Here is a 24,399-nt window from a genome sequence, read left to right on the forward strand (position 1 = left end):
CCGGCTCCACCCGCTGGAGAACCGGGACATCGGGGAGGCGTCTCAGGCGTCGAAGTCGTCTCAGGCGTCGATGCGTGAGCGGTCCAGCGTCGCCGCGGAGCTGGTGATGAACTCCTTGCGCGGCGCGACCTCATTGCCCATGAGCAGGTCGAAGACCTGCTCGGCCGCCTCCAGGTCCCCGATGTTGATCCGCCGCAGGGTGCGGTGCCGAGGGTCCATCGTGGTCTCCGCGAGCTGGTCGGCGTCCATCTCACCAAGGCCCTTGTAGCGCTGGATGGAGTCCTTGTACCGCACGCCCTTGCGCTGGTATTCCAGCAGCGTCTGCCGCAGCTCGCTGTCCGAGTAGGTGTAGACGTACTTGTCCTGGCCCTTCTTGGGCTGGACCAGCTCGATGCGGTGCAGCGGCGGTACGGCCGCGAAGACGCGGCCCGCCTCGACCATGGGCCGCATATAGCGCTGGAAGAGCGTCAGCAGCAGGCAGCGGATGTGCGCGCCGTCGACGTCGGCGTCCACGAGCAGCACGATCTTGCCGTACCGTGCGGCGTCGATGTCGAAGGTCCGGCCGGACCCGGCTCCTATGACCTGGATGATCGCGCCGCACTCGGCGTTCTTCAGCATGTCCGAGACGGACGACTTCTGGACGTTGAGGATCTTTCCGCGGATCGGCAGCAGCGCCTGGAACTCACTGTTGCGGGCGAGCTTGGCCGTGCCGAGGGCGGAGTCCCCCTCGACGATGAACAGCTCGCTGCGCTCGACGTCGTCGCTGCGGCAGTCGGCCAGCTTGGCGGGCAGCGAAGAGGACTCCAGCGCGGTCTTGCGGCGCTGGGCCTCCTTGTGCTGGCGGGCCGCGATCCGCGTACGGGCGGCGGCGACGGCTTTCTCCAGCACCGCGCGGGCCTGGGCCTTGGCGTCGCGCTTGCTGGAGGTCAGGAACGCCTTCAGTTCCTTGGCGACGACATTGGCGACGATGCGGTTGGCCGCCGACGTACCGAGGACCTCCTTGGTCTGGCCCTCGAACTGCGGCTCGGCGAGCCGCACGGTCACCACGGCGGTGAGGCCCTCCAGGGCGTCGTCCTTGACGATGTCGTCCTCGGCGACGCGCAGCATCTTCGAGGCGCGCAGCACCTCGTTCATGGTCTTGGTGACCGCGCGCTCGAAGCCGCTCACGTGGGTGCCGCCCTTGGGGGTGGCGATGATGTTCACGAAGGACCTGATCGTGCTGTCGTACCCCGTGCCCCAGCGCAGGGCCACGTCGACGCCCAGTTCGCGGGTGACCTCCGTGGGGGTCATGTGGCCGCGCTCGTCGAGGACCGGCACGGTCTCCTTGAAGGTGCCCTGGCCGGTCAGGCGCAGCACGTCGCAGACGGCCTTGTCCTGCGCCAGGTACTCGCAGAACTCGCTGATGCCGCCGTCGAAGCGGAACGTCTCCTCGCTCTTGCCCTCGCCCTCCAGGTCGCGCTCGTCACGGACGACGATGGTCAGGCCGGGCACCAGGAAGGCGGTCTGGCGGGCGCGCTGGTGCAGGTGCTCCAGGGAGAGCTTGGCGTCCTTGAGGAAGATCTGGCGGTCCGCCCAGTACCGCACGCGGGTGCCGGTGCGGGTCTTCGGCACGCGCTTGATCTTGCGCAGCCCGTTCGCCGGGTCGAACGGGGCGTCGGGGCCGGACTCGGTGAAGATCCCGGGCACGCCGCGGCGGAAGCTGATCGCGTGGGTGGCGCCGTTCCGGTCGACCTCGACGTCGAGGCGGGCCGACAGCGCGTTCACCACGGAGGCGCCCACGCCGTGCAGACCGCCGGAGGCGGCGTACGAACCGCCGCCGAACTTCCCGCCGGCGTGCAGCTTGGTCATGACGACCTCGACGCCGGAGAGCCCGGTCTTCGGCTCGACGTCCACGGGGATGCCGCGGCCGTTGTCACGGACCTCCACGGAGCCGTCGTCGTGCAGGATGACCTCGATGTGGTCGCAGTACCCACCGAGGGCCTCGTCGACCGAGTTGTCGATGATCTCCCAGAGGCAGTGCATCAGGCCCCGGCTGTCGGTGGACCCGATGTACATACCCGGTCGCTTGCGAACCGCCTCGAGCCCCTCAAGAACGAGCAGGTGCCGCGCGGTGTAGTTGGAACCGTCACGGTCTGCGGTCAGCAGCGCACTGGACGGCACGGACGTCTCGGCGGTCACGCGGTTCGCTCCTCGCTGAATTTGGGATGGGTCCCGTGGGGGTAAGGCCCGGCTTCTGTCACCGGGTCAGAGGGTACAGAGGCCTGGTAGAGCCGTTGTCACGCCACCCACGTGAAAACTTATGCTAGTCCAGAGTCGTATGGGTGTTCGATCCCTCGATGGGGTGACGTGCACATCACGTTCCCTTCCGGGCATGAACCATTTAGGCTCCGGGCACGTCCTCATGAACAACCGGCAGCCAGCCGGGAGGGCTGAATGAGACTGAACGAGACTTAACGAGACAAGCAACGCGAAACCCGTAGAGCGCAGCAATACGGCTCATTCGCCGCCAACCGGCAGCAGACAGCCTCCTTGAAAAACTTTCGAGGAAAAGCCACGAGCGGGAACGTTTTCGGCCTGGTTGGATGTTGACCCTGGTACGACAGCTCGTCGAGCTAGAGAAGAGGCGACGTGACTACTGTTCTGACCCCCGCGAGCCCGCTGACGGCCGCCGACCGCTGCGACCGCTGCGGCGCCCAGGCATATCTGCGCGTCGTGCTGACCAGCGGTGGTGAGCTGCTCTTCTGTGCCCACCACGGGCGCAAGTTCGAGCCGGAACTCAAGAAGATCGCCGCGGAAATACAGGATGAGACGGACCGGCTCAGCGCCGTTCCGAGCGCAGTCGAAGAAGAACACTGACACTCGCATCCACGACGAGCCAGGGGCCGGTCCAGGACCGGCCGACGGGCGACCGCTCCCACGGCAGGGGGGCGGTCGCCCGTTCTCGTACGCCGGCGGCGACGTGCGCCCGCCCGCTCACTCGGGCAGTCCGGGTGTGCCGTGGCGCCCCTCGCAGCGCCCGTCACACCCCCGGCAGCACGGCCGAGATCCGCGTGTACACCCCGGGGCTCCCGGCCTCCCCGCAGCCGCTCCCCCAGGACACCAGCCCGATGAGCCGCCCCCGGGCCACCAGCGGCCCGCCGCTGTCGCCCTGACAGGCGTCCCGGCCGCCCTGCGGGTCCCCCGCGCACAGCATCGTGGCGGCCACGTACCCGCCGCCCGCCGCCGCGGCGGGATAGGCCCGCGCGCACACCTCGTCCGGCAGCACCCGTACGCGTGCCGAACGCAGCCCGTACGCGTACGAGCCGCCCCCCGTCGTGTCGCCCCAGCCGTACACATCGGCGCTCGTGCCCGGCCGGTACGCCTGGTGCCCCCGGCCGGCCGCCTTGATGACGTACGCGCGCGGCAGCGGGCTCGCCAGCGTGAGCACGGCCAGATCCCCCGACTGTGTGTCCGGGTCGTACGAGGGGCTGATCCACGCCCCCGTGACCGGTACCTCACGCCCGCCCGACTCCCGCAGCTCCGTGCGTCCGGCGATGACCCTCAGGTCGCTCAGGTCCTTCGCCTCCGCACCGAGCACGGCCGGCCCCAGACAGTGCGCGGCGGTCGCCACCTTGGTCGGCGCGATGACGACGCCCCCGCAGAACTGCCCGGCTCGCGCGCCCCCGAACCGGTCACGGCTGGACAGAGCCACGACCCAGGGGCTGTCAGAGGCCTGTACCGGCTGTCCCCCGACGACGACACTGTCGGAGGCCGCGGGCGCGGGCGCAGTGAGCGGCAGGACCGCCGAGGCAACGATGGCGGCCACGGCACCCGTACGCTTCCGGCTGATGGGACGACGCATGCGGTCTCCTGACTCTCCGGTGAACCAGCTTCACCCAGAGTCGGCCAGCAGGCCCTGACCCGCACGCCCGCACGCACTTCCGTATGGCTTCCGCACGGCCTCCTCACCCGCCTGCGCACACGCCGGAGGGCCCGGTTCCCCCTGGGGATCCGGGCCCTCCGCTTCGTACGACCGCCTGACCTCTAGTCGAGGTAGTCCCGCAGGACCTGGGAGCGCGACGGGTGGCGCAGCTTGGACATGGTCTTGGACTCGATCTGACGGATCCGCTCACGCGTCACGCCGTAGACCTTGCCGATCTCGTCGAGGGTCTTCGGCTGGCCGTCGGTCAGGCCGAAGCGCATGGACACCACGCCCGCCTCACGCTCGGAGAGCGTGTCGAGCACGGAGTGCAGCTGCTCCTGCAGCAGCGTGAAGCTCACCGCGTCGGCCGGCACCACCGCCTCGGAGTCCTCGATGAGGTCACCGAACTCGCTGTCGCCGTCCTCGCCCAGCGGGGTGTGCAGCGAGATCGGCTCGCGGCCGTACTTCTGGACCTCGATGACCTTCTCGGGGGTCATGTCGAGCTCCTTGGCCAGCTCCTCCGGGGTGGGCTCACGGCCCAGGTCCTGGAGCATCTGGCGCTGGACGCGCGCGAGCTTGTTGATGACCTCGACCATGTGCACCGGGATACGGATGGTGCGGGCCTGGTCGGCCATGGCCCGGGTGATCGCCTGACGGATCCACCAGGTGGCGTACGTGGAGAACTTGTAGCCCTTGGTGTAGTCGAACTTCTCGACCGCGCGGATCAGACCCAGGTTGCCCTCCTGGATCAGGTCCAGGAAGAGCATGCCGCGGCCCGTGTAGCGCTTGGCGAGGGAGACCACGAGGCGGAGGTTGGCCTCCAGCAGGTGGTTCTTGGCGCGGCGGCCGTCCTCGGCGATGATCTCCAGCTCGCGCTTGAGCTTCGGCGCCAGCTTGTCGGAGTTCGCCAGCTTGTCCTCGGCGAACAGGCCGGCCTCGATGCGCTTGGCGAGCTCGACCTCCTGCTCGGCGTTGAGCAGCGGGACCTTGCCGATCTGCTTCAGGTAGTCCTTGACGGGGTCGGCCGTGGCACCGGCGACGGCGACCTGCTGCGCGGGCGCGTCGTCCTCGTCCTCGTCCGAGAGGACGAAGCCCTTGTTCTCGCCCTCGGCCTCCTCGTCCTCGCCCTTGCCGGGCGCGACGTCCTCGAGCAGTTCCTCGCCCTCGAGGACCTCGTCGGCGTCCTTCTTGGACGTGGTCTTCTTGGCGGTGGTCTTCTTCGCGGCGGTCTTCTTCACCGCCGTCTTCTTGGCGGCGGTCTTCTTGGCTGCCGCCTTCTTGGCAGGGGTACCGGCCTCGTCGACCGGGGCATCCGTGCTCGGGTCCGCCGGAGCCGTGGCGGCCGCGACGGGCTTCGTCACGGTCGTCTTGGCGGTGACGGTCTTGGTGGCGGTGCGCTTGGCCGGGCTCTTCGCTGCGACGCTCTTGCGGGCGCGCTTCGGCGACTCCGCTGCACTGACCATCAGCGTCACACCCTCTTCCTCGAGGATCTGATTGAGGCTGCGCAGAACATTCTTCCACTGGGTTGGCGGAATCTGGTCAGCCTCGAAGGCCCGACGCACGTCATCGCCGGCGATCTGCCCATCAGCCTTTCCCCGCTCGATGAGCGCCATCACAGACTCGGACTCGGCGATCTCCGGCGGGAGCGTACGGGATGTGCTGGCCGACACGAACAACCTCTCGGAACGATGGAAACGGCTTCCGGCCCCGCCCATGATCGGGCCGGAGCCGACGACCGTCGGCTGGGGATGTGCCGACGACGCGGGCTGAACCTCGGAGTTGCACAGCGCCATGAACGGCGGCTGTATTCCCTCCTCGGCTGTCACCTCTTAGGTCATCGCAGGGCTTCGAGGAGCGTTACGCCCAATTCGCGTGGCCCCAGTCACACCCCATAGCGGCCAAATACCCCCAGACCGGGAGCTCACCCCCGTAATCGCGTCGCCGGACTCCTCACGTACGCCCTGGTGCACCTGGGGCGGTACGCCTTCGGGGCGGTCCCTCTGGGCGGTGTACGCCTTCGGGGGCGCCGGGCCCTGGGGCGTGCTGCCCCGGGGCCACCGCCTCACGGGGCGCCGGGCCCCTGGCGGTACGCCCTCGGGTACCCCATGAGGCCCGGCGACACACCCCATGTACGCGAATACGGCACGTACACGAACAGGTCACGTACGGCGAATCGCCACGGAACGCATGGACGCGTAGAACGCGCACACGAATACGTCGCGTGAGACACGGGGCCGGACGGTCGGTCGCTACGTCGGCGGCTCAGTGCTCGCGGGGCGCGGGGACGACCCGCTCCACCTCCGGGTGGACGGTCAGCAGTTGGCGCATGGCGGCCTCGGCGGCCGGTCCGTCCCCGGTGGCCAGGGCCTCGACGATGCGCGCGTGGTGGGTGAGACAGGCCTCGCTGGGGCGGTCACAGCTGATGGTCGGCGGACCGGAGACCTGGAGGGCCGCGGAGACGATGCCGGAGAGGTGCTCGAGCATACGGTTGCCCGCGAGCTGGATCAGCAGGCTGTGGAACTCGGCGTCGGCGCGGGAGAAGGTGATCGCATCACCCTGGGCAAAGGCGTGGCCCATGATCTCGACCATGTCGCCGATGCGCTGCTGGACGTCCTCGCGGCCGTGACCGGCGGCCAGGCGTGCGGCCAGCGGCTCGATCGTCCACCGCAGCTCGCTCAGCTCCCGGCGCTGATCCTCGCGCTGTGGACCGAAGGCCCGCCACTCGATGATGTCCGGGTCGAGCAGGTTCCAGTCACTGACCGGGCGGACGCGGGTGCCGACGTTGGGACGGGCGCTGACCAGCCCCTTCGCCTCCAGGACACGCAGCGACTCGCGGACGACGGTCCGGGAGACCTCGAAGCGCTGGCCGATCTCCTCGGGTACGAGCGGCCGGTCGGCGCCCAGGTCGCCGGAGACGATCATCTGGCCCAGCTGCTGGACGAGTTGGCCGTGCAGTCCGCGGCCGCGGTTGCCCGCCGCCCGCCGGCCCACCCGGCCCAACTCCGTGTCGGTGCCGTCCCACGAGGGGGGTCCGACGCGGTCGGGGACGGGCGCCTCCGCGTAGGGGTATCGGTCCAGTCCGCCCGGGGCCGCGAGGCCGGTGTCCACGGGGCGGGCGGCGGTCATCATGGTGTGCGCAAGGGTACTCACGCATCCTTTGTCGGCGTCGCTTCCACGTCCCTTGAGGTCTTTGGTGAAAAGCACACGAAAGGGTGATCGGCGCCCGCTCCCTAATTGACGCCTTATCGGAAGGAAGCGGGCAATTTCCAAGGGAGTTGTGACCGTTTGGAACGCTTTGGTCACTGGATGGTCACCAACGGGCCCTGCGGCGCAGCCCGGTGAACAGGTAAGCGCAGACCAGGGCCGTCAGCGACAACACCAGTGCCGTGGCCACCGGTTGGGCCACCACCCGCGCCACGGCCAGCAGCCAGCGGTCGCTCTCGTGGGGCCACTGCGCCCAGGCCAGTTCGCGCAGCCGGGAAGGCAGTCCCGCGATCGAACGCACGGACGGGCCTACGACTGCCGTCTGTACGAGCGGGGCGATGACGACCGGCACGGCGAGCACGGCGGCCACTCCGGCCGCGGTCGCCCGGAAGACACCGGCCGCCAGCAACCCGGCCCAGGCGCAACCGACCGAGAGCCCCGCCCAACTCGCGCACATCGATGGCCAGTTCCGGGGCACGGGGATCACATCGCCGCCGTAGACGAGGCGCAGCGCCCCCAGGTCGACCGCCGCGACGAGGAGGGCGAGCAGCAGGGCGGCGACGGCGGTGACGGTGAGCTTGGCGAGGAGGAGGCCGAGTCGGCGTGGGACGGTGCCGCGACCGGAGGAGTGTGCGGGGTAGCGGTATTCGTCACCGAACGACAGGGCGCCCAGCAGACCCGCTCCGAGGGCGGCGGGCGGCAGCGGGAGGAGGCCGGGCCAGGCGGCCAGGGCGGTGGGCAGCGGCGTGCTGCCGGAGCGGCCCAGGAAGACGGCGAGGGCGAGGGAGGTGGCGAGGGCGGCGACGGCGATCATGTGCGTGGTGGGGACGCCGAGCATGCGGTGCAGCTCGTAACGCAAGGGGCGCAGTGGGCTGCGGAGGGGCTTTCGGGGCAGCGGCGCGGGGCCGGGCTCCGGCAACGGCTCCGGGCGGCTTCCTGGCGCGGGCCGGGACTCCTGAGCGGGCACGGGGGCGCCGGTCGCCTGCGCTGCGGTTACGGGCGCGGCTGCGGGGGCGGAGCCGGGTGCGAGGGCGGGGGTGGGGGCGGTTACGGGGGTGGGGGCGGAGCCGGGTGCGGGCGCCGGGGCGGTGAGGGGGGTGGGCGTGGGGCCTGTGTCGCCGATCTCGTCGGCGAGTTGGTGGAGGAGGACGCCGTGCCGGAAGGCGGTCTCGCCGATCTCGGCGCAGTCGCTGCCGTATACGCACAGGCGATTGCCGTCCTCGGTGACCACTTCCACGGAACGCTGCGCGGCGCGTGCCTCGCGGGTGACGACGGCGGCGAGGCGGGCGGCGTGGGGAGTGCGGACGGCGACACGGGGGCGGAGCCGGGTGCGGGCGAAGGCTGCCGCGTCCTGGTCGGCGACGAGCCGCCCTTCGCTGATGGTGACGACGTGGTCGGCGTGACGGGCGGCCTGCTTGGGGTCGTCGGTGGTGTACAGGACGGTGCCGCCATGGTCGGCGTGGGCGCGCAGGAGTCCATGCAGCCAACTGTTCTCGCGTGGTGACAGGCCTGCGGCCGGCTCGTCGAGGAGCAGCGTGTGCGGGTCGCCCAACAGCGCGGAGGCGATGCCGAGTCGGCGGTCCATGCCGACGGAGAGGGTGCCGAGGCGCTGGTCGCGCAGGCCGGCCAGACCGACGATGTCGAGCATGTCGTCGGCGCGGGACGCGGGGACGCCGGCGGCCGCGCAGAGCATCCGCAACTGGCCGCGTGCGGTGCGTGCGGGGTGGCCCGGGACGGCGCCGAGGAGGACGCCGACCTCGCGGGCGGGGTGGGTGATCCGGTGGAGGGGCCGGCCACGGAAGTACGTGACGCCACGGCCCGGTTCGAGTTCGAGCATCATGCGCAGAGCCGTGGTCTTGCCGGAGCCGGTGGCGCCGAGCAGTGCGGTGACGCTGCCGGGTTGGGCCTCGAAGGTCAGATCGTCCACGGCGGGCGGACGATCTCGGCGGGGGGTGCTGGTGAGTCCGATTGCCTGGAGCATCGCTTCTCCCGCGGTAGATGAGACCGCTCGGCGGCAGGGCGGGTTACCGCAGCAAGATAACGCGGCATTTCGGACTTTTTGCGCAGGGTTGGGCGGCGGGCGCCCGGTGTCAGACCTCCGGGCGCAGCATCGGCGGGTTGAGCAGGGTCGCGCCACCGGCCCGGAACAGCTGGGCGGGCCGGCCGCCCTGCCGTGTCGTGGTGCCGCCGGAGGGGACGAGGAAACCGGGCGTACCCGTCACCTTGCGGTGGAAGTTGCGGGGGTCGAGGGCGACACCCCACACCGCCTCGTACACCCGGCGCAGCTCGCCGACCGTGAACTCGGGGGGACAGAAGGCGGTCGCCAGCGAGGAGTACTCGATCTTGGAGCGGGCGCGCTCCACACCGTCGGCCAGGATCCGGGCGTGGTCGAAGGCGAGCGGGGCGGGCTGCTCTTCCTCCCTGTCCGGACCGCCCTCCGGCTTGAGCAGTTCCTCGACGGGCGCCCAGCGGGCGCTGTTGGCGTCGCCGCCGGCGCGGGGTGCCGGGAGGTCGGGGGCCAGCACGAGGTGGGCAACGCTGACGACCCGCATACGGGGGTCCCGGTGCGGGTCTCCGTAGGTGGCGAGCTGTTCCAGGTGGGCACCGTTCCCCGCTTCGGGGAGCGGCGTGCCGGGGTCGTGGGCCTGGAGCCCGGTTTCCTCGGCGAGCTCGCGTGCGGCGGCCGCGCCGAGGTCCTCGTCCGGCCGTACGAACCCGCCCGGCAGCGCCCAACGCCCCTGGAACGGCGGCTCTCCGCGCCGTACGACCAGTGCGCACAGCGCGTGGCGGCGCACCGTGAGGACCACCAGGTCGACGGTCACGGCGAAGGGTGGAAATGCCGAGGGGTCGTAGGGTGACATGCGGCGATCATAGTCGTCTTCCTGACGATAAACACGTCCCTGGATGCCCTCAGGAGTCACCTTTTCCAGGCCCTCGGGATCGGCTTGGCGCTCCGCGGCCGGACCGGCTCCGGGGTCTCTTTCGGGGGTCGCGGTGTGCACCGGTCACACCCCCAGCTGAAGACCGGGGGCGGCCTCCTCGACCATGCCCAGCCCGAGCCTGCTGACCCGTACGGCGAAGGGCATCCCGGCGACGCACAGCCCGGAGAGCCGGATCGCGCCCAGGGGTGCGCAGCGCACCGGGTGCAGCGCGACGGTGCCCGCCGGCACATCGGGGCGGATCCCGGCGACGGTGGTCAGCAGCTGGACGGCGGCGGCCGAGGCCACGGCGGCGGGACGGCACGCGGCCGGGTGCGGAACCGGGGTGCTGTCGGTCGTGCGCTGGTCGCCCGCGTACATCTCGGGCAGCCGGTACGCGAACGCCTCCGCGGCGTCCAGCACGCCGCGCAGCAGGGAGGTCGCCTCCTTCTCGTAGCCCGCGGCGGCCAGGCCCGTGACGGCGACGGCCGTCTCGTGGACCCGTACCGCCCCTGCGCGGTGGCCGAAGGGATTGTGGGCCGGCTCCTTGGAGCCGAGGCTGCGCAGGCCCCAGCCGGAGTCCAGGGCGGGGCTGCCGAGCAGCCGGGCCAGCTGCTCGGTCTGCACCTTGTCGAGCAGGCCCTCGGCGAACCGGCCGCCACCGAGCAGACCGGTGTCGAGCAGATGCGCGGCGCCGCCTCCCAGGTGCGGCAGCGGCCTTCCCTCGGGGGTGCGGGCGGCGGCGGGCCGGCCACCGGCGCGGTCGTCGAGCCAGAAATCCTCCCGGAAGCGGTGGCGCAGGGCATGGGCCCAGTCACGCCAGCCCTCCGCTCCCGGGCGGCCGCATGCCTCCAGGAGGTCGGCGCCGAGCAGGGCGGCCCGGTGCGCGTGGGCCTGGGTCTCGGCGCGCAGGAGCCCGGCAGGACCCGGTTCAGGCAGCAGGCCGCTCTCCCCGGCGGTCGCGCGCAGCCACTGCAGACAGCGCTCGGCGGCCGGGAGGAGCTCCGCGAGATCCTGGTCCGCCAGGCCCCAGCACCGGGCCTCCGCCAGCACGGTGGGGAAGGCGAGGGTCGCCTCGGTGCCGGTGCAGCTGGGCGGGAGGTGGGGACCGCTGTCGCGGAGGGGGCCGGGGATACGTCCGGCGCCGGGGCCGGGGCCGGTGAGCTGGGTGCGGGCCAGGGTGCGCAGCGTGGCGGCGGCGAGGTGGGTGCCGAGCGGGAGGGCCATGCGGGCGGCCCACAGCGCTTCGGCGGGCGCCGCCGGCCCGCACCGCCAGGGCACGCCCGCCGCCGGGTACACGTCGGCGGGGTGGGCCGGGTCGCGCACCAGGAGTGCCCGCAGATCGCCGAGCGCGGTCCGGAGGAACGCCTCCACCCGGGGGTCATCCCCCTCGGCGCGGGCGTCGGGGAGGCCGTGGCCGCCTGTCCGGGCGACGGGCCGGACGGGGCGTGCGGAGCGGACCCGCAGTTCGATGGTGCGGGGCGCACCGGGCCGGAGCTCCAGCTCCCAGCGCAGGAGTCCGGCCGAGGCGAGGGTGTCCTCGGGGGGCGGATCGGCGGTGACGGTCGCATGGCCTCCGTCAGGAGCCGACCAGCGCAGGCCGGAGTCGTGGACGGTGGCGCGCAGTTCGGGCAGGGAGCGGCCGGCAGCGATGGCGCCGAGGTCCGCGAGGTCGGTGCCGAGGGCGATCTCGACGGGAAGGTGGACGGTGCGCCCTGCCGAGCTGCGGAAGGTGATCCGTTCGGTGCCGTCCGCGTCCCTCGTCCGTTCCACACCGACGCCGGGGTCGGGCCCGGGGTCGGCCGGGGTGCGCACCACGGCGACGTACCGGACGCGGTCGGCGGAGACGAGCCGTCCCTGCACGGTGACCGGGTCACGTCCCGCGACCCGCAGCCGGCAGCGGGCGAGGACACGGCGGCCGGACTGGTAGACGCCTTCCAGGCCGTGTCCGGTGAGCTGCCCGTGTTCCGCCGATACGGCGAAGGACGGCAGGGCGACACAGATGAGGGCGCTGTGGACGGGCGGCAGTTCGCCGGGGCGGCCGGTACCCGGCGGTGCGGGACCGGTACCGGACGATTGCCGGGAGAGCGGGACGGGGGGCCGGGACGGGACGGTGAGGTCCATGGGTGGTCTGCTGAGCCTTCTGTGCGCTCCGGACAGCCGCTGGAGGTACGGCGGCACGGGTCGGGCGACTCCGCCACACAGGTGAACGGTGGTACACGGGTCCTGGTCACGGCTGTCATCGGCCGCTCCTGGTTCCCCGCCGGCCGGCGCGCCGGACCGTGCGGGCCCGCGCTCGGGCGGCGGCCCTGTCCGGGCGGACCGCCCCGGGCGGTACGTGCGTGGGGTCCGTCCCGGTGGCGCTGAGCCGCACCGGCCGGGGCTGCGGGCGGCGGCCGGCCTTGCGTGCGGCGGGGAGCTTCCGCGCCCCGCCGGTGGCCTTGCGCATGCGCACCCGTGCCCGCGCCCCGCCGGCGGCCGTGCGCGCGCTCGCCCGCCCACCCGCCGGCGTCCCTGCGCCGGAGGCACCGGAGGCGGCAGAGGAGGCGGAGGCGGAGGCCGCGGAGGTCGCAGAGGAGGCGGAGGCGGCGCGTGTCTCGAGCGCGGCACGCGCGTCGCGCTCCTCGCGGAGGCATCGCCGCAGTGACTCCGGGTCGAGGCCCTCGTTGCAGGCCTGGTGCAGCAGCCTGGCGAAAACGTACTCGGCGTCGGCCTCCAGTGCGAGCCCGAGCGCCACCCGCGCGCCCGGCTCGTCACCGGTCGACCAGGCGACCCAGCCGGCGAGGGTCAGCGGCGCGGCGGAGTGTTCGGTGTAGGCCCCCACACAGCGGCGGGCCAGCGCACGCCAGAGTCGCAGCGCGGGTGCCGCTTCCGGTCCCTCCATCCACTCCGCCGCCCGGTCCCGGGTCTCGCGGTCCTGAAGTCCGAGGATGACCTCGGCGGCCTCCTCGTGAGCGATCGAGGCGTCGTCCTGGGCATCGGCCGCCGCCGGGTCCATGGCCCGTCCGCCGTCCGCGAGGCGCTTCATGAGCCGCTCCGCGAGCGCGAGGGTCTCCGCGCGTACCTGGTCGCGGCCGTCCGTGTCCAGGATCCTGGGCACCAGCGCCGCGCCGGCGGTGTCGAGTGCCCGCAGCTGTTCGCCGGCCGCCGCCGTCGTCGGCCGCCACGGTCGCAGCCGCTCCTCCATCTCGCGCAGCGAACCGCGCACCTGGATGCCCGCGTACGCGGCGGCGGCCGCCATCACCGACGTACCGGACAGGGCCAGGGCGTTGCCCTCGGGCGGGCAGCAGCGGGCGTCGGGACAGCAATAGGACCAGAAGCGGCCATCGGAGATGCAGAGCGCTTCGTACACCGGTACGTCGAGGGAGCCGCATGCGGTGCGCAGGCGCTGGGCCAGGGGGCGCAGTCGCTCCATGACGCGGCGGCCGGTCTCGCCCTCGCCGGGGTCCTGGCACAGGAAGACGACGATGCCCTCGGGCCGGGAGGCGCGCCGCTCGCACCCTTCGATGAGACATTCGGCGAGCTGCTCGGCGACGGGCGGCCATTCTCGGGGCGAGCGCGGAATGCCGAGCCTGACCCGGCCGCCGAAGCGGCCGCGGTCGCCGTGGAGCGCGACGAGGACGATGGAGTCGGTCGGGTGATAGCCCATCATGTACGGCAGCGCGTCGGCCAGTTCGGCCGGACCGCGCAGGGTGATCTGCTGCTGCTCGTCGGTGGGTCCGGTGGTGTCGTGGTGCTTGTTCATGGTCACGACGGTCCCGCGATCGCCGTCGGCCGTCGACCCCTGTGGATAACCGTGGGAGTACGGCCGGTCACGCTGTCCACAGCCCTGGCCGCCCGCTCGCGCAGCCGGTTCCCGGCTGGTATGCGCGAGAGCCGCCCGCCCGCCCGGCCGCGCCGCCGGACCGCCGGACCGCCGGACCGCCAGCCGCGCCGCCGGACCGCCGGACCGCTGCTAGGTGTACTGACCACGAGCCGCCGGGTTCGCCCATTGTCAGACCCGTGCTGTTGCATGGGTGCATGGAGCACACGAGCGACACAGGACCCAGCACTCTTCGCGCATCCGCCGATGCCGTGCTCGCGCGTCTCGTCGGAGACAGCAGTGGCACCGCCCGGCTGCGGGAGGACCAGTGGCGCGCGATCGAGGCGCTGGTCGCCGACAAGCGGCGAGCGCTCGTCGTGCAGCGCACCGGCTGGGGCAAGTCAGCCGTGTACTTCGTGGCGACGTCACTGCTGCGCGAGCGGGGCAGCGGACCGACCGTGATCGTCTCGCCCCTGCTCGCGCTCATGCGCAATCAGGTGGAGGCGGCGGCCCGGGCCGGTATCCGCGCCCGCACCATCAACTCGTCCAACACCGAGGAGTGGGACACGGTCCAGGAGGAAGTGGCCGCGGGCACGGTCGATGTGCTGCTCGTCAGTCCGGAACGGCTCAACAACCCGGATTTCCGCGACCAGGTCCTGCCGCGGCTCGCCGCCGCCACCGGGCTGCTCGTGGTGGACGAGGCGCACTGCATCTCCGACTGGGGCCATGACTTCCGGCCCGACTACCGGCGGCTGCGCACCATGCTCGCCGAGCTGCCGTCCGGCGTCCCGGTCCTGGCCACCACCGCCACGGCCAACGCGCGGGTGACGGCGGACGTCGCCGAACAGCTGGGTACGGGTACGGACACCGACGCCCTCGTACTGCGCGGGCCGCTCGACCGGGAGAGCCTGAGCCTGGGGGTGCTCCGGCTGCCGGACGCCGCTCACCGCCTCGCCTGGCTGGCCGACCACCTGGCGGAGCTGCCCGGTTCGGGGATCATCTATACGCTCACGGTCGCGGCGGCCGAGGAGGTCACCGCCTACCTGCGCCAGTGCGGTCACACGGTGGCCTCGTACACGGGCCGTACGGAGAACGCGGACCGCCAGCAGGCGGAGGAGGACCTGCTGGCCAACCGGGTCAAGGCACTGGTCGCCACATCAGCCCTGGGGATGGGTTTCGACAAGCCCGATCTGGGTTTCGTCGTGCATCTCGGCTCGCCCTCCTCCCCCATCGCCTACTACCAGCAGGTCGGGCGGGCCGGCCGAGGCGTGGAGCACGCGGAGGTGCTGCTGCTGCCGGGCAAGGAGGACGAGGCGATCTGGCAGTACTTCGCCTCGGTGGCCTTCCCGCCCGAGGAACAGGTGCGCCGGACCCTCGACGTCCTGGCCCACGCGGACAGGCCCCTGTCCCTGCCCGCCCTGGAACCGCTGGTCGAGCTGCGCCGCACGCGCTTGGAGACCATGCTCAAGGTGCTTGACGTCGACGGTGCGGTACGCCGGGTGAAGGGGGGCTGGACGGCCACGGGACAGCCCTGGTCGTACGACTCCGAGCGGTACGCGTGGGTGGCCCGGCAGCGCGAGGCCGAGCAGCAGGCGATGCGGGACTACGCGACGGCGACCGGGTGCCGGATGGAGTTCCTGCGGCGGCAACTGGACGACGAGGAGGCGGCACCCTGCGGGCGCTGCGACAACTGCGCGGGGCCCCGGTTCGACGCCAAGGTGTCGGCGGCGGCGCTGGACGCCGCGCGCGGTGAGCTGGGCAGGCCCGGTGTGGAGGTGGAGCCGCGCAAGATGTGGCCGACCGGGCTGCCGGCCGTGGGCGTGGACCTCAAGGGCCGTATCCCCGCCGGAGAGCAGTCCTTCCCGGGCCGGGCGCTGGGCAGGCTGTCCGACATCGGCTGGGGCAACCGGCTGAGGCCGATGCTGGCCCCGCAGGCCGCGGACGGTCCCGTACCGGACGATGTGGTGGGCGCCGTGGTCCATGTGCTGGCCGACTGGGCCAAGGGGCCGGGCGGTTGGGCGTCCGGTGAGCCGGACGCGCCGCCCCGGCCGGTGGGGGTCGTCACGGTCGCCTCGCACAGCAGGCCGGAGCTGGTGGGCTCGCTCGGCCGACGGATCGCCGAGGTGGGCCGGATGCCTCTGCTCGGCTCCGTCGAGTACGTACCGGAGGCGGCGGACGCGCGCATCTCACGCACCAACAGCGCGCAACGGGTTCTGGGACTGCATCGGGCACTGGCCGTTCCCCCCGCGCTGGCACGGGAGTTGGGGTCGGCCGGTGGTCCGGTACTGCTCGTTGACGACCTGTCGGACAGCGGCTGGACGCTCGCGGTGGCGGCGCGGCTGCTGCGCAGGGCAGGAGCTGAGGGGGTGTTTCCGCTGGTCCTCGCCGTCCAAGGGTGAGCCGACGCGTCATCAGGGACTCGATGGGGCAGGATATGAGTGTCATACCAACGCATTCCAGGCAGCCGCCTCAATTGCTCGTTGCCGCTTGCCCGTTCCGCCAGGAAGAATTGGAATCCGCTCCCCGCATGGCCCGTTCGCGGTCCGGAAGGGCTGTGCCGGTGCGTCCCTCACTCGACCCTGCCCGCTCTGTGGGCGCGTATGCGAAGGGAGGACCGTGACCTTCGGATTCGCTCCGTCCGCAGCCACCTCGATCACCACGCCTGCCGACTCCGCCAGCCGCCTCGCCCGCATGCTGGAGCCCGCCGAGTGGGCGGCGGCAGGCATTCCGCTGCTGCGGAATCCGCGGGAGGTCGTCAGCGGCCTGCACGCCCGCCACCGCCCGACACCCGCCACCGCTGTCGTCGCCGTCCTCGACCATGAGGAACGGCTCGCCGCCAGCGCCTCGTTCGCACGCCGCCCCGTCCGCGCGGACGGCTGGGAGTTCCGCAACGCCCTGCTCGCGCACCTGCGCCGGGTCATCCCGCACGACCTCCGGCGCCGCACTCCCGTGCGTACCGCCGTCCTGCTCTACTGCCGTGACGGCGACGAGCGGTGGACGGAGGAGGACGGCGCGTGGATGTGGGGGCTACGGGACGCCTGCACCCTGCACGGGCTGCGCTGCGGCGCGTACATCACGCTGACCCGAGGCGGCTGGCAGGTGCTGGGCGAGGGCAGGGGCGGCCGACGTCCGCACTCCGCCTCGCCGCCCGGCGACCTGGCGGACGCCTCCGCCGACGAGACCCTGCCGGCCCCGCGCACCGCGAGCGGCGCGGCGGAGCCACTGCGCCGCACAGCGGCCCGGTGAGGGGAAGCCCTGTACGGCGTACGGTGGGCCGCTGAGCGGAGTTGCTTCTGCCGGGTGGAAGCCGCTCAGCGGAGTCGGTTGTGCCGCGTGGCAGGCCGCTGAGCGGAGTTGGCCGTGCCGCGTGGCGGGGGCCGCTGCTCGGATCGGAGTCGGTCGTGCCGCGTGGCAGGCCGCTGACGGAGCCCGAGGCGTCGCACGGGCCGCCACTGGCTGGAGCCTGTGCGTCGTGCGGCTGACCGCCGCCCGTTGCGTGGACGGCCCGCCGACCGGCCCGCCACGGTGACCAGCCGCCTGTCGGCAGCCACGGGGTGCGCGGCATCGGCTTGCCCCGCCAGGGCGGCACGAGCTGGCGCCCGCTCGGAGACGCAAGGCCGACGCCCGCCGGTGCGGCCATGGTCCTGGCACCGACGCCCGCCGTGGGGCGTGCAGTGCCAGGGGTGGACCTGGGCGTACGGCTCAGACGCCGACGCCGAGCACCGAGTTGATCCGCTGCGGGTCACCGCACACGATCAGCAGCGCGCTCGCCCGGGCCAGCGCCGCCGGCAGGGCGCGGGCAGCCGCGTCGTCGTCACCGCCGTTGACCGCGACGACCACCACGGGCCGCGCCGACGCGCGTTCCACGGCGGCCGCGTCCGCGAAGAACACGTCGTCGCGGGCGTCGTGCTGCGCCCAGTAGGCCGCGTTGCCGAACGACAGCTCGTGCGCCGCCCACGGGTGCTGGTCACCCGTGGTGAACACCAGGATGTCGCCGGGCGCACGGCCGGCTTCGAGCAGCAGGTCGACCGCCTCTTCGGCGGCGTCGAGCGCGCCGGCCGCCGGGGCGGGGATCACCTGGATCTGGGGTCGCGTCCGCGACGCGGAACGATTCTCCGGCCGGGGCGTCGGGGACTGCGCCGCACCGGAGTGCGGTCGCTGCGCCGGAGGCGTGGGCCTGGCCGGGCCTGGGCCCGGACGTCCGGGGCGCGGGGAGGCCGCGGAACGCGGTCCGGGTACGGGTCGGGGGGTCGGCGCGGGACGGCCGGCGGCCGGAGTGGCGCGGTGACCCTGGGCACTCTCGTGAATCTGAGGCTCCTCGGGGATGAGAGGCATAACTGAATGTCTATCAAACACCGGTGCGAGTGGCACCGGCGGGTGGCGCATACATGCGGCCGGGCTGTGCGATCCGCGTTGCGCGGCGGGTTGGAAGTCTTCAGAAGTCGAAGCCGAGCTGGCCCCCGCTTTCCAATTCGGCCGCCTCCACGGAGACTCGGACCTTCTTGAGGTGCCGCCACTGCGGCAGCGCGTCGAGATAGGCCCAGCTCAGCCGGTGGTACGGGGTGGGCCCCCACTCCCGGAGCGCCGCTTTGTGCACCGGCGACGGGTAACCGGCGTTCTCGCCGAACCCGAAGGCGGCGTACTGCGCGGACTCCGCCTCCAGTTCCGCCATCATCGTGTCCCGCCGCACCTTGGCTATCACCGAGGCCGCCGCAACCGCGACACAGGACTGGTCACCCTTGATCACCGTACGGACCTGCCACGGCTGTCCCAGGTAGTCGTGCTTACCGTCGAGGATCACCGCGTCGGGCCGTACCGGAAGGGCGTCCAGCGCCCGTATGGCGGCCAGCCGCAGCGCCGCGGTCATCCCAAGCTCGTCGATCTCCTCGGGGGAGGCATGCCCGAGGGCGTGTGAGGTGACCCACTGCTCCAATTCCTCGGCCATTTCGGCGCGGCGCTTGGGGCTGATGAGCTTGGAATCGGTCAGGCCGGCGGGCGGCCGGCGCAGTCCGGTGACAGCGGCACAGACCGTGACGGGACCGGCCCACGCCCCGCGTCCGACTTCGTCGACTCCGGCGATGATCTTGGCGCCGGTTGTCGCTCGGATCGAGCGCTCGACGGTGTGGGTGGGTGGTTCGTACGGCATGGCGCCAGACAGGTTACGCCGCCGGGCCCCGCCGGCGATACCCGGATAGCGATCTCGGTACCGGCGGCCGCCCGCCGCACCTCCATGGGCCCCCGCCGGCACCCCACAAACCGCCCCCGCGCTCGCCCGGCCAGGCCGTCACCCCGTGACCGTCTTCGTGGCGCTGCTCACCGCGCTCACCGCGCTGATCGTGATACGGGTGCCCAGAAGCGGCCTGGAGGCGCTCAGCGGCAAGGCGGAGGCGGAGGCGGAGGTGCCATCAGTAGTTACTGCTACCGCCGCCGTCGTCACCGAACTCGTCACCGCGCTCGCCGTCGATGCCCGGAGTGCAGGCGTAACCCTGGAGCGAGACACCCCGCTTGGCCAGGATGCTCTGAGCCCTGGCCTCACCCCGGCTCAGCGCGTACCAAGGCGTCTCCGCGGCATCCAGATCGCTCGCGATGTCCCGCAGGGCGCAGGAACGCAGCGGCTCGGGCAGCCGGTCGAGCGCGGGCACGGCATCCGCTGACAGCCCGTCCAGATAACCGACGTCGATCTTGCCGGTCTCCTCGTACCGCTGTACGTTCCGCTCCGCGACCAGCGCGTCCGGCGACAGCAGGCCGAAGGCCAGGACACCCGCCGCGGCACTCACGGCGACGGCGCGCGGCAGCGGCAGCGGCAGGCGCGCTCGGCGCGCGCCCAGGGCGCCGGCCGCCATGATCAGTACGATCACGAACCCCAGCCACAGTTCCACGGCGGCCACCGACACCCGCAGCCGGGTCAGTCCGTACGCGTCGACGTACAGGTCCATCCGTCGCAGCGCGGACGCCACCACGACCAGGGTCAGCAGGCACAGGGTGCCGAGGACGGACCGGACCAGGGTGCGGTCGCGGGCGCCCTCGCGGGGAGCCCAGCGCAGAGCGAGCCCGATGACGGCGAGGGTGAGCAGGGTGGCCCACAGCAGCTGCCAGAAGCCCTGACGGGCGTACTCGGCGTAGGTGAGGCCCGTCTCGCTGAGCACCTTGTCGTATCCGCCGAAGAGCACGGTGAGCTGGACGGCGTTGAAGACCGCGAAGAGCAGGTTGAGCACGATCAGCGGAAGCGCCCATTCCATACGGGCCCGGGGGCGGCCCGGCCGCGCCCGGAGGCGGTCCCATCGCAGCGGCGCGGCGGCCGTGCGGGCGGCGGCGAGCGCCCCGGTCAGCCCGAGCGCGAACAGGATGAAGCGCCAGGGCCCGTCCGTGACGGACACGTCCGGCGCCAGCGAGCCGAGCAGGTCGGCGAATGCCGCGTCGGCTCCCGCGAACAGCGCGCCGAAGACGACCAGCAGGCCCACCGCCACCGCGGTCGTACGCAGCGCAGGGGCCACGCGGCCGTGCGAACCGCCGGCCCGCTCGCGCAGCCCGCGCCAGCCCCAGCGGAGGCCCGGGCCGATGGAGTGGAGCAGGCCGAACGGAGCGAAGAGGATGCCCCGCCAGCTGCGGCTGCCGTGCAGGGCCAGCGACGCCAGGGCCACCGCGGAGACGACGGCCAGGAAGGTGGGCCAGCCGGCGTCGCGCAGCGCGGGCACGACGAGCAGCGCCAGGCCGCCGATCCCCCAGACGACCGTCCAGGGGCGGACGCGCCGGCCGGCCGCGAGAGCGGCGAAGTAGGCGGCGAGGGTGGCGGGTACGGCGACGATCAGCAGGTTGACGCCGAGGCCGTCACCGAGCAGGAGGGCGCTGAGCACTCCGGTGGCCAGCGCGGACCACAGGGCGGCGACCGGTATGGGGCCGGACGGGCTCTGGCGTATGCGCGTCAGCCAGGTCTCGGTTCGGGGTACCGCGGTCCAGGGCCCCGGCTGCGCCGCCGGCCTGCCGGTGTGGGGGCCTGTTCCGCTGGGTGGCGGCGGGGCGTCGCCGGGGCCCGTCACGGGGGACGGCGGGGAAGTCGGAGATGAAGCGGGAGATGAAGACGGCGATGGAGAAGAAGACGGCGATGGCGATGCGGACGGCGTGTCTGGCACGGGACCCCCTCCCGACCGGGCCCCACGCACGTCGCAGCGGCTGTGCCGTACGGTCCCGGTGTCTGTTCAGCGCGCACTTGTCATGATCAATGCGGCGGCGTGGCCGAAAGGGTAGCCCGGAAGAAGGCCCGGTCCCTTCCGGCCGACGTGCTGTGGCAGGACCGTGACACTCGCCCACCATGGCACGCGCCGGCCCGTGCCAGTCCGCCCACCGTGTGCCACTCGCCCCCAGCGCACTCGCCCGCCCGTGCCAACCCGCCCACCGTGCACCACTCGCCCCCCAGCGCACTCGCCGGCCCGTGCCCACCCGCCCACCGTGTGCCACTCGCCTCCCAGCGCGCTCGCGGGTCCGTGGCACCCACCTACCGTGCCACTCACCTACCGGGCACCCGCCGATCCGTGCCCCTCACCCACAGCGCCCACTCGTCCTCAGCGCGCGGCGTCCCCCGCGGGCAGCCAGTCCGGCAGGGCCTCGGTGCGCTCCAGCCACTCGGCGGGCGGCGCCCCGCCCTCCGCCGCGGCGACCACTCCCCCGGCGATGGCGCAGGTCGTGTCGACGTCCCCGCCCACCTGCGCGGTGGTCCAGAAGGCACGCTCGAAGTCGCCCAGGGCACGGGCGGCCGACCACAGCGCGAACGGCACCGTGTCGTGCGCGCTCGTGCGCCGGCCGCTGCCGAGCACCGCGGCCACCGTCCCGGCGTCGTCGTAGTCGAGCATGTCCCGGGCCCGGCGCAGCCCGGCCCCCACCGCGCTGCGCGGCACGAGCGCGATGACGCCGTCGAGGAGCGCCTCCGGCTTGGGCGGCCCCGCCGGGTCGGCGGCGAAGGCGGCGGCTGCCGCCACAGCCATGCAGCCCACCACGGCTTCCCGGTGCTGATGGGTGGTGTACGAGGAGATCTCGGCCTGGTGCGTCGCCTGCTCCGGGTCGTCCGCGTACCAGGCGCCGAGGGGGGCGATGCGCATGGCGGCGCCGTTGCCCCAGGAGCCCTGGCCGTTGAAGAGGCCGGCCGCCAGCTCGCGCCAGTCGTGACCTTCGCGGATCAGCCGGAGCATGCGGTTGACGGCGCGCCCGTACCCGCGGTCGAAGTCGTGGTGCGCGGCGAAGGAGAGGGCGAGCGCGTCCTGGTCGACGCGGCCGTGCTCGGCGAGGACGGCCAGCACGGAACAGGCCATCTCCGTGTCGTCGGTCCACTGCCAGGGGCCGGGCGGCAACTCGCGCCGCTTCAGCAGGGGATAGTTCGCGGGTACGAAGAACTGGGAGCCCAGGGCGTCCCCCACGGACAGCCCGCGCAGGCTGGCCAGGGCGCGTTCGAAGCGCCGGTCGGAAGAGGAATCAGCGGTCATCGCACTGCCACTCTATCCGGTGAAGCCGTACGGTTCGGGGGCCCGCCGGAGCTCGAACGGCCGGTCCAGCGTGTACCGCCCGTTCTCGCCGAGCAGCAGGGTCCGGGTCTCGCCGTTACCCGGGTTCGCGAGCGACTCGAAATCCGCGACGGTCCAGTGGAACCAGCGCATGCAGAACAGCCGCATCGTCAGGCCGTGCGTGACCAGCAGGACGTTCGGCGGGTGATCGGGCGCCTCGAAGCTGCGGTGCAGGCTCTCCAGGAACGCGCCGACCCGGTCGTAGACGTCGGCCCCCGACTCACCCTGCGCGAATCGGTAGAAGAAGTGCCCGTACGCGTCCCGGTAGGCCTTCTGGAGCCGGACGTCGTCCCTGTCCTGCCAGTTCCCCCAGTCCTGCTCCCGCAGCCGGGGCTCCTCCCTGACCCGTACCAGCGCCGGGTCCAGCCGGAACGCCTCGAACGTCTCGTGCGTGCGGCGGTACGGCGATATGTAGACACTGACCCGCTCGTTCCCGAACAGCCCACGCAGCAGCTCGCCCGTCTCCCCGGCCTGCCGCCGCCCCCGCTCGGTGAGCCTCAGCGCATGATCGGGCTCACGTTCGTACACGGTGTCATCGACGTTGCCTATCGATTCGCCGTGCCGGACGAGGACGATGCGCCGCGGCCGTGCCATACAACGACCCTAAATCGGCCAATCCGGCAAGGCTAAGTCGGCCTGACCGGCCGGTCCGTCCGGGTACCAGGGCCCGCTCACACCGTCCAGGCCGTTTCAAGATCGACGACGTCCCCGGTCAGCGCCGCCACGTCCGCCTCGATCTGCGCGCGCAGCGCGAGCCGCTCCACGCGCTCCTCGCGGTACTTGCCGTGTTCGGCCGCCGACCGCCACATGGACAGCACCAGGAATTCGTTCCCCGGCGCTTCCCCGAACATCCCGCGCAGCATCCCCGGCGACCCCGCCATGGCCGGATTCCATACCTTCTCCTGCATCAGGGCATAGTGCTCGACCCGGTCCTCATGGATCCTGCTGTGCGCGACCCGCACCACGTCGGCGTCGGTGAAGCGCGGTTCGAACCCGGTCTTCACATCGAAGCGGTGGTCGAAGAGCTTGGCCTGCATGTCCTTGTACGTGCCGGACTGCGCGGCCGCCAGCCGGTCGTGCGAGCGCGCCATGAACGAATCGTAGAAAGGCCGGCTCTCCCAGAACGAGAAGACATGGGCGACACCGGGCCGGATCCGGCTCCACCCGCCGCCCTGCCCACGGAATCCCGGCTCACCCAGCAGCCCCGCCCACTTCCGCTGCCCCCGCTCGAACCCACGACGGTCCACCACGGTGCAGCGAATCCACTTGACCAGCACCGCGCCATCGTACGGGCGCCGCGCGTGGCGCGGGTCACGCTCACCTACACTCCCCCGCCAAACCCGCTCCGCTCCCGAGTTCGCTCCCGCCTCCCCCGAACCCCTCCAAGGCCTGATCCGCCACTCAGCCGCGTGACACCATGACAAAGTGCCTTGTGGCAGGGGCCGTTGGCCTTGTCCTACGAGAGAGGGGAATCCCGTGAGCAGTGCCAACAAGGGGGTCGGCAAGGTCGAGGTGACACTCAAGTGGGATCCGAGCCCCGCGGGCGTCCCCGACCATGATCTCGACATCATCGCCGCCGTCTACCGAGCCGACGACCCCCATGGTGCCCCCGTGTACGTGGTGCACTTCGGCAGCCGCTCACCGGACGGGACCATCACTCTCCAGAGGGAAAGCCGCACCGGTCAGGGATTCGGCTTCGACGAGGCCCTGACCCTGGAACTGAACCGCCTGGCGCCGGACTACGCGCGCGTGGTCGTGGGCGTGGCCATACAGCAGGGGGGCGGGCGCACGACGTTCCGCGACATCACCAATGCCCTGGTCCTCGTGAAGGAGGGCTACCAGGAGCTGGACCGTTACGACTTCGCCGACCTCGGCGACGCCAGCGCCGTGACCATCGTGGAGTTCCTGCGCGACGGTACGGGGGGATGGGGCTGGCGCCGTGCCGTGCGGGGTTTCGACGCCGATCCGCAGTCCTTCACCGAGCTGATGGGCGCCGAACAATCCTGAGCCCGCACATGCGGA

General features: G+C 72.3%; 19 protein-coding genes. 5 read left to right on the plus strand and 14 right to left on the minus strand.

The window, feature by feature from the left end:
• Nucleotides 1–60 precede the first annotated feature (60 nt).
• The gene (locus QWM81_RS01155) at nucleotides 61–2,178 is read right to left on the minus strand and encodes a DNA gyrase/topoisomerase IV subunit B (RefSeq protein WP_290109456.1); all 2,118 of its coding nucleotides are present in this window, start codon (nucleotides 2,176–2,178) and stop codon (nucleotides 61–63) included.
• A gap of 450 nt (nucleotides 2,179–2,628) precedes the next feature.
• Between QWM81_RS01155 and QWM81_RS01160 the strand changes: the two genes are divergently transcribed.
• On the plus strand, nucleotides 2,629–2,856 hold the full coding sequence (locus tag QWM81_RS01160; protein ID WP_290109457.1) for a DUF7455 domain-containing protein: 228 nt from the start codon (nucleotides 2,629–2,631) through the stop codon (nucleotides 2,854–2,856).
• Nucleotides 2,857–3,019: 163 nt separating this feature from the next.
• Here QWM81_RS01160 and QWM81_RS01165 read toward each other — a convergent pair whose 3' ends face one another.
• Together QWM81_RS01165 and QWM81_RS01170 are read right to left on the minus strand one after the other, a co-directional pair.
• Complete coding sequence (locus QWM81_RS01165; RefSeq protein ID WP_290109458.1) at nucleotides 3,020–3,841, minus strand: S1 family peptidase; 822 nt, start codon at nucleotides 3,839–3,841, stop codon at nucleotides 3,020–3,022.
• 182 nt (nucleotides 3,842–4,023) lie between these two features.
• Nucleotides 4,024–5,571, minus strand: coding sequence for an RNA polymerase sigma factor (locus tag QWM81_RS01170; protein ID WP_290109459.1), 1,548 nt, complete (start codon nucleotides 5,569–5,571; stop codon nucleotides 4,024–4,026).
• On the opposite strand from QWM81_RS01170, the gene QWM81_RS01175 reads away from it, so the two are divergent.
• Nucleotides 5,504–5,671: a hypothetical protein gene (locus QWM81_RS01175; RefSeq protein ID WP_179166852.1), complete on the plus strand. Its 168-nt coding sequence runs from the start codon at nucleotides 5,504–5,506 to the stop codon at nucleotides 5,669–5,671. The two genes, QWM81_RS01170 and QWM81_RS01175, sit on opposite strands and share 68 nt — an antisense overlap.
• Nucleotides 5,672–6,163: 492 nt before the next feature.
• On the opposite strand, the gene QWM81_RS01180 is transcribed toward QWM81_RS01175, so the two are convergent.
• The 5 genes from QWM81_RS01180 to QWM81_RS01200 form a co-directional block, all read right to left on the minus strand.
• Entirely contained in the window at nucleotides 6,164–7,051 is an 888-nt protein-coding gene (locus tag QWM81_RS01180) for a FadR/GntR family transcriptional regulator (RefSeq protein WP_290109460.1), read from the minus strand.
• Nucleotides 7,052–7,211: 160 nt separating this feature from the next.
• Entirely contained in the window at nucleotides 7,212–9,086 is a 1,875-nt protein-coding gene (locus tag QWM81_RS01185; protein WP_290109461.1) for an ATP-binding cassette domain-containing protein, read from the minus strand.
• Between the two features lie 109 nt (nucleotides 9,087–9,195).
• Nucleotides 9,196–9,966 (minus strand): NUDIX hydrolase, encoded by a 771-nt coding sequence (locus tag QWM81_RS01190; RefSeq protein ID WP_290109462.1) that lies wholly within the window; start codon nucleotides 9,964–9,966, stop codon nucleotides 9,196–9,198.
• Between the two features lie 144 nt (nucleotides 9,967–10,110).
• A complete protein-coding gene (locus tag QWM81_RS01195; RefSeq protein WP_290109463.1) occupies nucleotides 10,111–12,147 on the minus strand; it encodes a glycogen debranching N-terminal domain-containing protein in 2,037 nt (678 codons plus the stop codon).
• A gap of 115 nt (nucleotides 12,148–12,262) precedes the next feature.
• A complete protein-coding gene (locus QWM81_RS01200) occupies nucleotides 12,263–13,768 on the minus strand; it encodes a DUF4192 domain-containing protein (RefSeq protein WP_290109464.1) in 1,506 nt (501 codons plus the stop codon).
• Nucleotides 13,769–14,043: 275 nt separating this feature from the next.
• Between QWM81_RS01200 and QWM81_RS01205 the strand changes: the two genes are divergently transcribed.
• Nucleotides 14,044–16,224, plus strand: coding sequence for a RecQ family ATP-dependent DNA helicase (locus QWM81_RS01205; protein WP_290109465.1), 2,181 nt, complete (start codon nucleotides 14,044–14,046; stop codon nucleotides 16,222–16,224).
• Nucleotides 16,225–16,441: 217 nt separating this feature from the next.
• Nucleotides 16,442–17,071: a hypothetical protein gene (locus QWM81_RS01210; RefSeq protein ID WP_290109466.1), complete on the plus strand. Its 630-nt coding sequence runs from the start codon at nucleotides 16,442–16,444 to the stop codon at nucleotides 17,069–17,071.
• A 456-nt stretch (nucleotides 17,072–17,527) separates the two neighbouring features.
• Here QWM81_RS01210 and QWM81_RS01215 read toward each other — a convergent pair whose 3' ends face one another.
• The 6 genes from QWM81_RS01215 to QWM81_RS01240 all read right to left on the minus strand — a co-directional run bounded on the left by QWM81_RS01215 (nucleotide 17,528) and on the right by QWM81_RS01240 (nucleotide 23,654).
• On the minus strand, nucleotides 17,528–18,160 hold the full coding sequence (locus QWM81_RS01215) for a hypothetical protein (RefSeq protein WP_290109467.1): 633 nt from the start codon (nucleotides 18,158–18,160) through the stop codon (nucleotides 17,528–17,530).
• 100 nt (nucleotides 18,161–18,260) lie between these two features.
• Nucleotides 18,261–18,971, minus strand: coding sequence for a ribonuclease HII (gene rnhB / locus QWM81_RS01220; RefSeq protein ID WP_290109468.1), 711 nt, complete (start codon nucleotides 18,969–18,971; stop codon nucleotides 18,261–18,263).
• Between the two features lie 259 nt (nucleotides 18,972–19,230).
• A complete protein-coding gene (locus QWM81_RS01225) occupies nucleotides 19,231–20,985 on the minus strand; it encodes a DUF4153 domain-containing protein (RefSeq protein WP_435372302.1) in 1,755 nt (584 codons plus the stop codon).
• Nucleotides 20,986–21,384: 399 nt separating this feature from the next.
• Complete coding sequence (locus QWM81_RS01230; RefSeq protein ID WP_290109471.1) at nucleotides 21,385–22,299, minus strand: ADP-ribosylglycohydrolase family protein; 915 nt, start codon at nucleotides 22,297–22,299, stop codon at nucleotides 21,385–21,387.
• Nucleotides 22,300–22,311: 12 nt separating this feature from the next.
• On the minus strand, nucleotides 22,312–22,971 hold the full coding sequence (locus tag QWM81_RS01235) for a histidine phosphatase family protein (RefSeq protein WP_290109472.1): 660 nt from the start codon (nucleotides 22,969–22,971) through the stop codon (nucleotides 22,312–22,314).
• A gap of 77 nt (nucleotides 22,972–23,048) precedes the next feature.
• Nucleotides 23,049–23,654 carry a YdbC family protein gene (locus QWM81_RS01240; protein ID WP_290109473.1) on the minus strand — a complete coding sequence of 202 codons (606 nt, stop codon included), beginning with the start codon at nucleotides 23,652–23,654 and terminating at the stop codon, nucleotides 23,049–23,051.
• A 199-nt stretch (nucleotides 23,655–23,853) separates the two neighbouring features.
• Here QWM81_RS01240 and QWM81_RS01245 point away from each other — a divergent pair, with 199 nt between their 5' ends.
• Complete coding sequence (locus QWM81_RS01245) at nucleotides 23,854–24,384, plus strand: TerD family protein (RefSeq protein ID WP_290109475.1); 531 nt, start codon at nucleotides 23,854–23,856, stop codon at nucleotides 24,382–24,384.
• Nucleotides 24,385–24,399: the final 15 nt, after the last annotated feature.

This window comes from Streptomyces ficellus, assembly GCF_030406405.1.
GTDB lineage: Bacteria > Actinomycetota > Actinomycetes > Streptomycetales > Streptomycetaceae > Streptomyces > Streptomyces ficellus_B.